12 protein-coding genes and 1 riboswitch are annotated in these 11,887 nt (G+C 42.3%); all 12 genes read right to left on the bottom strand.

What is annotated here, in order from left to right; all coding sequences use genetic code 11:
* Nucleotides 1-41: 41 nt before the first annotated feature.
* Entirely contained in the window at nt 42-620 is a 579-nt protein-coding gene (locus ACFODW_RS08035; protein ID WP_390305079.1) for a genetic competence negative regulator, read from the bottom strand.
* 166 nt (nt 621-786) lie between these two features.
* Nucleotides 787-1,038: a hypothetical protein gene (locus ACFODW_RS08030; protein WP_390305077.1), complete on the bottom strand. Its 252-nt coding sequence runs from the start codon at nt 1,036-1,038 to the stop codon at nt 787-789.
* A 13-nt stretch (nt 1,039-1,051) separates the two neighbouring features.
* Nucleotides 1,052-1,618 carry a CPBP family intramembrane glutamic endopeptidase gene (locus tag ACFODW_RS08025; RefSeq protein ID WP_390305075.1) on the bottom strand — a complete coding sequence of 189 codons (567 nt, stop codon included), beginning with the start codon at nt 1,616-1,618 and terminating at the stop codon, nt 1,052-1,054.
* Nucleotides 1,605-3,140 (bottom strand): RecQ family ATP-dependent DNA helicase, encoded by a 1,536-nt coding sequence (locus ACFODW_RS08020; RefSeq protein ID WP_390305073.1) that lies wholly within the window; start codon nt 3,138-3,140, stop codon nt 1,605-1,607. Before ACFODW_RS08020 ends, ACFODW_RS08025 begins: the two co-directional genes overlap by 14 nt.
* Entirely contained in the window at nt 3,137-4,207 is a 1,071-nt protein-coding gene (locus tag ACFODW_RS08015; protein WP_390305070.1) for a helix-turn-helix domain-containing protein, read from the bottom strand. Before ACFODW_RS08015 ends, ACFODW_RS08020 begins: the two co-directional genes overlap by 4 nt.
* Nucleotides 4,208-4,438: 231 nt before the next feature.
* The gene (locus ACFODW_RS08010) at nt 4,439-4,942 is read right to left on the bottom strand and encodes an ECF transporter S component (protein WP_390305068.1); all 504 of its coding nucleotides are present in this window, start codon (nt 4,940-4,942) and stop codon (nt 4,439-4,441) included.
* 5 nt (nt 4,943-4,947) lie between these two features.
* Entirely contained in the window at nt 4,948-5,376 is a 429-nt protein-coding gene (locus ACFODW_RS08005; protein WP_390305065.1) for a DUF4430 domain-containing protein, read from the bottom strand.
* Between the two features lie 177 nt (nt 5,377-5,553).
* Nucleotides 5,554-5,738: riboswitch (cobalamin riboswitch) on the bottom strand.
* 52 nt (nt 5,739-5,790) lie between these two features.
* Nucleotides 5,791-7,554: an ATP-binding protein gene (locus ACFODW_RS08000; RefSeq protein WP_390305062.1), complete on the bottom strand. Its 1,764-nt coding sequence runs from the start codon at nt 7,552-7,554 to the stop codon at nt 5,791-5,793.
* Nucleotides 7,554-8,270 (bottom strand): response regulator transcription factor, encoded by a 717-nt coding sequence (locus ACFODW_RS07995; protein ID WP_390305060.1) that lies wholly within the window; start codon nt 8,268-8,270, stop codon nt 7,554-7,556. The genes ACFODW_RS08000 and ACFODW_RS07995 overlap by 1 nt, the downstream gene beginning before the upstream one ends.
* 114 nt (nt 8,271-8,384) lie before the next feature.
* The gene (ccsB, locus tag ACFODW_RS07990) at nt 8,385-9,572 is read right to left on the bottom strand and encodes a c-type cytochrome biogenesis protein CcsB (protein ID WP_390305058.1); all 1,188 of its coding nucleotides are present in this window, start codon (nt 9,570-9,572) and stop codon (nt 8,385-8,387) included.
* A 52-nt stretch (nt 9,573-9,624) separates the two neighbouring features.
* Nucleotides 9,625-11,268 (bottom strand): cytochrome c biogenesis protein ResB, encoded by a 1,644-nt coding sequence (gene resB, locus ACFODW_RS07985; protein ID WP_390305056.1) that lies wholly within the window; start codon nt 11,266-11,268, stop codon nt 9,625-9,627.
* Between the two features lie 26 nt (nt 11,269-11,294).
* Entirely contained in the window at nt 11,295-11,870 is a 576-nt protein-coding gene (resA, locus tag ACFODW_RS07980; protein WP_390305054.1) for a thiol-disulfide oxidoreductase ResA, read from the bottom strand.
* Between the last annotated feature and the right edge of the window lie 17 nt (nt 11,871-11,887).

Raw genomic sequence — 11,887 nt, 5'->3', positions numbered from 1 at the left:
AACTGCTCTTACGTCCATCTCTTTTCAGCTAGATTATCTGCTTAATAAAAGACTTTGATGATCTCCTTCACTGCATCCGATTTGAATATCTCCTTTCCGTATTCTTTGAGCCTATGGGAAGTTATAATACTCGGTATTGAGAATTCAGACATCACAGCAATAACATTTTCTTTATCCTGCTGAGAGAGATCTTCTTCGCTCAGCAGCATATAGTACAAATCATCCATGAAATAGACTTGGCCTCCCTCAATTGACAAGGAAGATAGGTAGGAGGAAACCTGTATTATATCCTCAAAGGCATCAAAGGAAAATATCAACTCTTCACTTTCATCCAAAGTAACTTTCATCTCAATATAATCCTCTTCCCACTCCTGATTTTCGAAATTTTGAGTTACCATGACATGCATACCCTGTGCTTGCATTAAATAAACATGAACAAGAAGCATTCCTTCCAATTCAAATCCCAATTCGGAGCTTGCCTCATAAAGCATATCACTAAACAAATTCCGGACACTTAATGCATCGTGCCACAGCTCTTCCTTGGTAAACCCTCTTTCTACCAAGTCATCAAATGTTAAAAAAATCGCAAATTGATTTTCGGACATCCGTTCAATACGCATCCAGCGTCCCCCCTCTAAACTTACGATCCGGCTCAAGTCCATATTTAATCAGCGAACTGAATGGAGTATACAAAAATTACTTAATACACTATATGCTTATTATAGAATTGTTGAACTTACATAAGGTGATTATCATGCAGAAAACATAAAAATGGGGCAAATATGGTTAAATTATTCCCTCTCCCTCTGCCCAAAATAGGCCAGCAGACAAAACAAGGATCAGAAGTATCACCACGATCAACCTGATCAAGGGTGCACTCATTTTCCAGCGGGTCCTGCTTTTACCAGACCCATGCACCTCTCTCCTGGGAGGCAGTTCCAGAATATCCATATCCCTTTCCTGTTCTTCTGTTAGATCAGAATGCTCTTTCTGTTTATCTTTTATTTGCTCTTTATTAGCATGAACATTTTCACTCAATGTTAACAGCACCTCACTTTTGGAACCGGATAACCAATGCAAGCAAAAAATCCACAGTAAAATGAGCCGTAATGGAAACTGCAAGATTACCCGTAAGTTCGAACATATAGCCTATATAAAAACTTATAAATAGTACAGAAATAAGGAGTACTGGTTTATTTAAATACCTGATATGTACTACTGCAAATATAATACTAGCCGTGACATAACCGAAAGCTGTCTGAAGCACTCCCCTGAACAGCATTTCCTCAGCCAGTGCAATCAGTGCCACCAGGCCGATAATAGAAGTTAATGATTGCCCTTTGAAAATCCGTTCATTAATCCCGCCGTCATCATACCAGCTTTTAGGGAGAGCGTACATCAAAAGCAAATCAGCGATAACAATGATCAGCCCGGGTACCAACCCGTAAAGGAGAATTTCCCTGCCGTCCCATTGCCAATAAGCGAACCACTCAGCATAACTGTCATGAAAGAAGAAACTTAATATGATCCCTGCAGCCAAAAGGAGATATTGGGATATAAAAACCTGCTTTCTTAATTCCTTATCCGTCAACGCATTGGCAATCTCACTTTGTTTCATCTTGCCCAACCAACAGCAAATTCTTCAACCTATCCTCCCAGGCGCCTCTCTGGGTATCCTTTAGCCTCTTTTCTTCCGGTTTCCAGTCAGCAAAAGAAAAACCACAATTACTGCAACAATGATAGGCTGCTTCACTGAATGATGGCTGAAAACTCTTGTATAAATGTTTGCGCAGGCACTCGGTGGTATGGATCCAATGAATCATTTCCTTCAATTTATTCTCCTTCAAAGCTTTCCTCTCTCTTCGATGAGCATCTATTTGCAGAAAGCTGTTATAAAATTTTTCCTTCTCAAAAAGAATGGTATTATCTTTTAACACGCCATTCTTCTCTAATTGAAACCGTAAAAATCTCCATTGGCTTTCTGTCAATTGGAGGAGATTTTCCGCTTCTGTATCCTCTGTCGGCAACTGCCTATCCGCCTGAGATAAACTCTTTAATATGCTTGCGGCTGCCTTCAGTTCTTCCTCCGATGGAAGTTCTTTTTCGGCTATCCTTTTCGGCAAGAACATATCGTTCTCTCCATAAAGGAGCACACTGACAGAGGATTTTCCATCTCTTCCGGCTCTGCCCACCTCTTGAATAAATGACTCCATTTGCCCTGGCAGATGATAGTGGATGACCAGCCTGATATTATTCTTGTTAATTCCCATTCCGAACGCACTTGTACAACAAATGACATCCAGCTGCTCATTCATAAACTGCTGCTGAATGGCAACCCTGTCACTCTGCTCCATTCCGCCATGGTAAAAAGCAATATTCCTATCCTCCAGACTAGCTGACAAGATTTTAGCGGTATCCTCTGCAGCTTGTCTGCTTGAAAAATAGATTAGAGCCGGTACCCTGAATTCCTTTAACAGACGGATAATATGGGATTGCTTTTCCTTATCGTCCTGGACAGGCTCAATGCAGAAAGCAATATTATTCCGATCCATGGGATATATGTGTTTATGTATCCCCGTCTTACCTAGGGAGGAAATGATATCCTGTTGAACCTGTGGAGTTGCCGTGGCGCTTAAAGCAAGTACTGGAGGGCTGTTTAATTCTTTAATAATATCTCCAAGCTTAAGATAATCCGGCCTGAATTCGTGACCCCATTGGGAGATGCAGTGAGCTTCATCCACAACGAACAAATCTATGGCCAGCTGCCTCAATCGGCCGATTACTTCACCGCTTTGCAGGAGTTCAGGAGAAAGGTATATCAGTTTGTACTGGGAAAGATTCCGAAATACCCTCTTTCTCTCTATCGGACCCATAAAACTATTTAAAGCAACTACTTCCTTGAACTGCATGGCCTTTAATTGCTTGATTTGATCCATCATCAAGGATATTAAAGGGGAAACTACAATGGTTGTCCCATTTAGCATTTTAGCAGGAAGTTGATAGCAAATGGATTTACCAGAACCTGTCGGAAGGATGCCCAACACGCTATTACCCGACAATACATCCAAAATGATTTCTTTTTGGCCAGAGCGGAAGGACGCATAACCGAAATGATGATGCAAACTCTCTTCAAGTGTCACTGGCGATCCCTCCTTTCCAACGATTTTTCTCTTGCTATGAGCAGGCGTATCTGAAAATAGCTCACTTTTTCATTAACCAGCTGCTTTATTTCTTTTAGTTTATGGGTGCCGGCCTTATTCATGGCTTGGATAATTTCTTCCTTTTCTCCATGTGAGAAATAGGAATCAATTGAAAAACCCTCATCCTGTAGTGCTATTTCCACGATATGATCATAAATGGTATTAACTTTTAGTTTCCTCCGACCAGCAATCTGATCTATATCCAACCCCTTTTTCAACAGCTTGTAAGTTGTATTGGCTGAGAAGGATAATCCATAATCATCTTCCAAATCACGAAGCAGCAGCTTCATTAAGGGAAAGGCACCTGGATTATTACGTATCTGATCCATCATACTATGCGTCATAGCCGTGAGCCTTAAGTAAGTATCATCTATAGAAAGCTGGTATTTATCTGCGAGCTGTCCCACACTCATACCATACCTTTTATATCCGGTTAAGCGGTCGGTAAATATTCCTGCTTCATCGTCAGTGAAGTTCTTCAGCAGATGATGAAGCTCTTCATACATTTCTTGGAGTATAGCCCCTTCTTTATCCCGAGCTTTTTTATAGAAGCCTTTCACCCAGGACTCCGTGGGTCCATTATCTACGACCGGTATAAAAGAAAAATAGTTCATTCTGCTGTTGGTCAATGTTTGAATCAATAGAGTAAGCCGATCTGTAAATAAGACTCCAGTTTCATGATATTTTAAGCCGTTCAGTTTATCAAGGCCAAGAATCGGCTCTCGCTCATCCAGCCAACCCAATCCCTCCCTTGTCAGCTTCCAGATGGGCTGCAAATCGGATAATGATTGGATATACTTCATGTAAGACAGCTTGTCAACGATATCGTCAAACTGCCGTTTATCAAGCCGCTTATGAACCCCGAAATAAGGTTCCAACGAATAAATATGGGCGTCCTGCACGGTCTGAATAGATTTCTTCCCCTTTAGCAAATGATAGATAGAGGAAACAGTCCTCTCTCCTCTGAGTTGGTGAATGCTACGGAGTAAAAGGCCTTCAATAATCATTTACTCTCCCCCTATGAAGAGTCTCCTATATTGTTGGTTGCTATATAGTGATAATTTATGTTGAATTTATCAGTAAGACGGCCGAGGATGGTAAGAGCGGGATAAATATATGTACGGAACCTGTTATGGTTCTGATTCAATCATAAATTGCCATTCGGAAAAAGTCAAAATACCAGCAATTGAGAAGGCTGCCGCTATAGGCGGCAGCCTTCTGTTTTATTGATGAATGAGTCAGTGTTTTAAATGATTTTCTATAAATTTCTTGAAATATACACCTATTAAAGGATAGAAAATTAATATGAATATTCCATTTCCTAATGCATGTAACGTGTCAAACGGTAGACCAGCCAAATAATAAGGCAGGAATTGGCCAGTAATTTGATAGGTTGTCAGTGAAACAATGAACCCATATAAATAACCGCAAAATATTGCAAAACCCGCGAGAGCTGCCAATGGCATCCTTTTGAGAAGGTTTCCGATCAACCCGCTAAGCAGACCGATCAAGGACCACGATACCATCTGCCAGACCGTCCAAACCCCCATACCAAGCAGCATATTGGATAAAAATACTGTTACCAATGAAAGCAGTACCGCCGGAAGCGGCCCTAAGAAAATTCCGCATATTATAATGATGGAAGTTACCGGCTGAATATTTGGGAGAAAAGCGAATGCGGCCCTCCCTACAACCGCCAAAGCAGCGAGTAATGCAAGAAGTGTCAGTTTATATGTGCTCAACTAAATCATTCCCATGCCTGAAGATCAAAGGTTACCTCATCACCCGGCTCCAGTTCATATTCCTGAGCTCCTACCATTGCCATTTCTCCATTTACGTAGAACATCCATGACCTTTCTTCTCCTTCTTCCGGTCCAATGCCATTAATAGAAGTAATAAAGCCATTTTCCTCCTCAATATCAAAGTTTTCTTTCATTACATCCATAAGAATGGCATTTTCAGTGATAGTCACTTCTTCCTCGGCGATTATTTCTTCCCCTTCGTTTTCCGACAGAGTAATGTGAACCCTTTCCTCTTTTTCCTCTGCCTGCTGCGTGTTTTCCTGATCCGTGTCTGGAGCCGATTCCTGCTGAGTGGATTCTTCCCCTGTACACCCTGCGAGCAGCCCCATTGCCAACAGCAGGGCTCCCAGGTGCCACAAAATTCTTCTCTTCATCTCTAGTACCTCCCCAATATGTTTTGTAATTTTGAAATATGAGCGATGAACGTCCAACACTTAAAAAAAGCCATCCCTTTAGCAAGAGATGGCTTTTTTCGACAATCGAAACATAATTTTACCCATATAGCATCTATATGTATCCGGTTGTCTCAAACGCTCAAATCCCCGAAGCATTGAAACATCAGAATTTCGGCAGGTCTACTGACTTATGACAGCTTCTTACTCTAAGCCCCTTCCCATATGATGCCCATATAGTGGGTTATTGCTTATTTCATCCGTCAATTACAGTTGCGAGGACAGTTCCAGATTTACACTGGATTCCCTATTAAGCTAAAAGCACCGGAATTCCTTTTCATGTATTCAATTTAATTACTTATTAAATCATATCATATTTGGCTGCATGAGAAAAGATTATGTTTCCAGCGGAATATGGAAGCTGAAAGTAGTTCCTTGATTCTCTATACTTTTGACCTTAATACTACCATTATGGGCCTCTATGATATTCTCTGCAATGGCAAGGCCAAGGCCTGTGCCCTTCTTCTCTTTATTTCTGGTCCTTGATTTATCTGCTTTATAAAACCTCTCAAATACAAATGGAAGGTCCTGTTCAGGTATGCCGGTGCCACTATCTTCTACTTCAGCAGCAAGGCCGCTTTCCGTGCAATCCACGTACACCCGGACAACCCCATTCTCACTTGTATGGCGAATAGCATTGTCAATTAAGTTTGTGAAAACCTGCTCTATGCGGTCTGGATCAAAATAAGCCTGGTTACGGCTGATATTTTTTTCCAGCCTCAATTCGATATGGTTCTCTTCTGCTAGGCCACTAAATTTTTTGATGATCCGGTCAGCATACGTTCCGACGTTGACTTTACTCTTATTAAGCTCGATATGGCCAGCTTCCATCCTCGCCAAATCAAGGAGTTCATTTACTAGTCTTCCCATGCGCAATGATTCTTCATGAATAATTTGGGCCAGCTCATTCTTATCTTCCTTCGACTCTGCTACATCGTCTACGATTGCCTCACTATACCCCTGCATTAAAGAAATTGGGGTACGTAGTTCATGCGAGACATTGGCAATAAAATCCTTTCTTAATTTATCGGAGCGTCTCTCATCCGTCATATCCCTAATAACGGCGACAGCTCCTCTAACATGTGTCTGGTCATATAAAGGGGTCATCAGCATAACCCAATTTCTACCCTGCAGGCTCGTCTCATACAGTTCTTCCCTCTCCCTTTGAACCACTTCTTGAAGGATCTCATGTAATTCATCGGGAAGTCTCCCGTCTTCCTCTTCCGGGCTGCTCCCTTTCTCAAAATACCAGTCTTCCAGGAATTTCTCTGCCGGCGGGTTAATAACAATCATTTCACCATTGCGGCTTAAAGTGATCACACCATCTGCCATCGAGCTTACTATACTGGAGAATTGCTCTTTTTCCTGCCGCAGAGCATTTATATGGAATTTCAGCTGTCTCCCCATGCGGTTAAACGCAATAGCCAGCTCTCCAATCTCATCATGAGTCAATATAGGAACCTTAGTATTAAATTCCCCTCTGGTTAGATCGAAAGCAGCTTCCCTCATTTTTATCAGAGGAGAGGTTATCCGTGACGAAAGGAACACGGCGAATACGATGGTCAATATAATTGCAATACCTGCCGCCAAAAGGATAATCTGGGTTGTCTCTTTTTTTGTCTGTTCAATGACATCTAAAGATTGATAAACAAACACGCCTGCCTGAGTAGTGGATACAGGCGCCCCTGCAATCATTGCTTCAATGCCACTCTCAGGAAGCACCATTTGCTGTTTAATTTCGGCGTCATCAGTAATCACCCTGGCAAGCTTGTTATCCATATCGAGCCAAGACATTTTGAACTCTGACAATTCTTCATTGGAACTGTCCGACACCCAGACCTCTCCATCCCCAAAAACAATAGCAATTCTTGTATCCAAGTCAGCGATTCGTTCCGTTGTTTCCTTAATTAGTGCCCGGTCCGGGTGCTGTTCCACAAGCACGGAAACTTTCGTGGCCGTCTGCATCATTGCCTTTTCAGCTTCCTGGATATGGAAGTTTTCAAAAAACTGGAGAAGCAGTATGGTTAATATAAATAATACAAAAGAAACCAACAGCAGGATAGTTGCCGCCAGCTTCCCTACTACGCTGCGCCAAAACATTATGCGTCATCTACCTCGAATTTATAGCCGACACCCCAAACGGTGACAATCATTTTCGCTGCCTCTTGGGAAACATTGTTTAACTTCTCCCTTAATCGTTTCACATGTGTATCCACGGTTCTCAGGTCCCCAAAAAATTCATATTCCCATACTTCCTTCAACAGCTGCTCCCTAGTGAAAACTTTGTCAGGTGACTTGGCCAAAAAACAGAGCAGCTCATACTCTTTAGGAGTAAGGGTCACTTCCTTACCATCCGCAGTCACTCTGTGTGCATCATGGTCAATGGTTAGATTTGGAAACACCAATACGTTTTTAGAAGTCTCTTCTTTATGATTGAAATCAGAAGTAGACACCCTGCGGAGCAATGCTTTTACCCGAAGAACGACTTCCCTCGGACTGAAAGGCTTTACTACATAGTCATCAGCTCCCGCCTCGAACCCTTGAACTCTGTTTGCCTCTTCTCCTTTTGCTGTCAACATGATAATGGGTGTGGTTTTCTCCTTGCGCAGCTCCTGGCTGAACTCTATTCCATCCATTTCCGGCATCATAATATCAAGCAATATAACATCATAATGGTTATTCAAGGCTTTATCCAATGCATCTTTACCATTCTCAGCTTCATCCACTACGTAATTTTCTCTCTCTAGGTACATACGGGTTAGCCGTCGGATCCTTTCTTCATCATCGACAACTAGTATGATAGCTTCTTTATCCATATCAATTCCCCCTTCTCACGAATATATTTTGAGTATAAACCAACATTCTTAAAATGTGTAAGAAAAGAAGACACCGTGTAAAGTTTACACCAGTGCCTTTTATATTAAATGTCCTTATGCATAAGAATGCAGGCCTGCCAAGACTAGATTGACTACAATCAGGTTAAACATAATAATTGCAAACCCGATTACAGCGAGCCACGCAGATTTCTCACCATGCCAGCCTCTCGAAAGCCGCAGATGCAAGAAGGCAGCGTAGAAAAACCATGTAATTAGGGCCCATACTTCTTTCGGATCCCATCCCCAGAAACGATCCCAGGCAATCTGTGCCCAAATGGCTGCGAAAATAAGCCCTCCAAGTGTAAAGAGAGGAAATCCGATTGCTACTGCCCGGTAATTGATTTCGTCCACCAGATCCGGTTTCACATTTTTAAGATATGGCTGGATGAATGCACCTATTCTTTTACGGAGGAGGAGACGGACAAGACCATAAAGAATGGTTCCTGTTAATACCGACCAAATAACGGTATTGAATTTCCTTCCAGCATCCGCTCCGTGCATCCATTCTGGTGCCTCGAACCATGGCTCCATTACATCCTCCGAAATAAGCGTTCCTTCATTAGGGGCAGCAATGGCAGGCAGATGGTATTCAGTTGTTACATTGGCTCCTTGTTCGGTATATTCAAACGTTGCACTGTAGTCCATTAAATTGAATACGGTCGTACTAACAATAAAACCGACAAACAGAAATAAGGAATAAAGTACAATTTCCAGCCATATATTACTTTTATTCCGGACAGTTTGATCAACCTGTCGGATTAAATAGATCAGCCCAGCAACAAAGCTGATAGAGAGGATCCCTTGTGCAAGTGATACAGTGGTCACATGAATATATAACCAATGGCTTTGCAGGGATGGCACTAATGGAGCCACTTCAGTAGGGAACATACTGGCATAGGCAATGATGATCATTGCTACAGGCAGGGCGAAAAGCCCAAGCACTGTCACTTTGTATATAAAGTAGATCACAATAAAACCAAACACCAGACACATGCCCAAGAAAGTCATGAATTCGAACATATTGCTTACAGGTGCATGCCCGCTTGCCATCCACCTTGTTATAAAGTAAATGGTTTGGGCGGCAAAGCCAATGATTGTTATTGTAATGCCTATTACCCCGGCCCTTCCTTTTGCCGTGGAAGTCCTTTTATCCCTGATGGTAAACCCAAAAAAGAAGGTTGCAACCAAATAAAGGATAAACGCCGTGTACAGCATGGTACTGCTTACTTCAATTAAACTCATATATTACCCTCCGTATTGTTAGATGGCACAGGTTGGAGAAGAGGAAATTCCATCATCCTTCATCCAATTCCTGCTGGTCAGTCACCATTGTGATATTTGTGCCTTCTATTGCTTTTTCGATGTCTTTTTGGACACCAAACCAGTTTTTATTAGTATGGGCAGCCATGAGGATACCATCATCTTTAGGGTGGAGCCAGATCCTTCTGTGATGCCAGTACATTCCCTGAATCACACCGATCATAAATATAGCAGCACCCAGTCCAAAAAATGGAAGAGTATGGTCCACTCTTACCGTTAAACCACTGACATCTCTTGTATCAAAGTCCGTAATCCCGATATTGTAGTCATTTTCGCCTGTAGGATCCAAATTTCGTCCAATCCCAAGGAAGCTTACTTCAGGTTCTTCTCCGTCTGGCGGATGGACAACCATTACAAAGGCTGGGTTTCGGGGATAATTTGTCTCCGATGCTGGTTCGCCGTCATCGCCCAGATAATAATCAGGAAAATATTCGGCTATTTCCACACGGAAGCCATTTTCCAATTGATACTCACTTTCCGGGGAGGTTAAGTCCACCTCGAAATTGGCAAGGGCTTCTTCTTCCGGATCATCCACTTCATGAATCTTGAAGCTCATAGAAGAAAATTCATTCGTCTGATAACCTGCCTGATATAGGGAATATTCGTCGAATTTAGCCGGATGGTTCAATCGGATTTCCTCTTCCTGGATAGGCTCCAGTTCCGGCTCTTCTCCTGCAACTGAAGATTCTTTTGCCCGATAGATGACTGCATTGGTCTGAAAATTACTGAACACTTCCCCTTGTTCAGCGATAGCCTCTTTGAATCTTTCATCATTCTCATCATGGGTTTCAATCAGCAATTCTTTATTTTCAATATAATATTCACTATTAGTTCCGGGAATTACTGTGGTCTCTCCTTCTCTAACCCATACATATTCATCCAAGTACAGGACATCAGAGAACCTGAGGATTGCTGCCACCAGGATAATAATAAGACCGATATGATTTACATATGGCCCCCATCTGGAGAACCTATTTTTCTCAGCCAGGATATGGCCGTCTTCTTCTCTGATACGATACCTCTGTTTTTTCAGCCGTTCTTTTACTGTATCGATTTCTTCCCCTGTCACGTGATCTGTTTCACTATACAGCCGCTGCCGGCTGATAAACGATTTATGCCTCTTTGGTTTCTGAATCTTCAAAGCCTTGTACAATGGGACAACCCTATCAATACTGCAAATCACCAAGGAAATTCCTATTAAGGCAATCAACAGCATGTACCACCAGGAACTGTACAAATTATGTAAACCTAACTGATAATAAATCAACCCTAGAATGCCGTATCGATCCTCATAGAAGACGGACGGATCGCGGTTTTCAGCATCAGCAGGAATATACATCTCCTGCGGGAAGATAGAGCCGATCGCCGAAGCTATAAGTGTAATGACGATCAGCCATACACCCACTTTTACTGAAGAAAAGAAACTCCAAGTTTTATCAATGATTGTTTTGTTATACGTCTGAGATCTGCGGGCACTGCCATCGTAACGCATATTCAATAATTTCTTATTATCGTTTCCTTCAATATGCTGGTTCTTTTCGATGGGTTTCCCGCAAGCTTCACACAGTACTGTTCCTTCCGGGTTAACGTGTCCGCATTCACATTTTATTTTGTTCATTCCTATCCCTCTCAGTTATGGCTTGTTCATGTCTGCGGCTGTATGCTTTGCAAATGCCCCTCGATACTTTCCAGTGTCAAACCGCCTTCAACTACCTCTTCTATCTCCCCGTCCGGATTAATAAAGAAAGTGGTCGGCAAGGGGCCGACTTTATAAAGGTCCATTACCTCTCCAGTAGTATCGTGGGGAACAGGAAAAGTAAGGTCATATTTATCAATGAACCGGTGAACAACCAGTTCAGTGGCATCCAGACTTACCGCTACAATTTCCACACCTTTTTCCTTATATTCCGGGTACAAATCTTCCATGTATGGCATTTCCTTCTCACAAGGAGGACACCAGGTACCCCAGAAGTTAAGCATGACTCCCTTTCCTCGAAGATCGCTGAGCTGGACCGTTTCCATTTCATTATTTTTGTTTATTTGAGTTAATTGGAAATCAGGTGCCTCGTCTCCCTCACCGTAGACGGTGTTGTCACTTGTCAGGTTGGAAACTAGGGCATATGCGACAGCAGCCAGTAAAACTCCGATAGTAGCTGTTCTGAAGATGAGTCGCTTCTTCTTTTTATTGCTTTTTTTCTTTTTGGCTTCTTCCAAACTCATATGGTAATCACTCCCCA

It is taken from the genome of Virgibacillus sediminis (genome assembly GCF_042643265.1).
In the GTDB taxonomy this organism is placed as follows: domain Bacteria; phylum Bacillota; class Bacilli; order Bacillales; family Amphibacillaceae; genus Virgibacillus_O; species Virgibacillus_O sediminis.
Note: the sequence above shows the minus strand (reverse complement) of the source record. Positions and strands in the feature narration are given on the sequence as shown.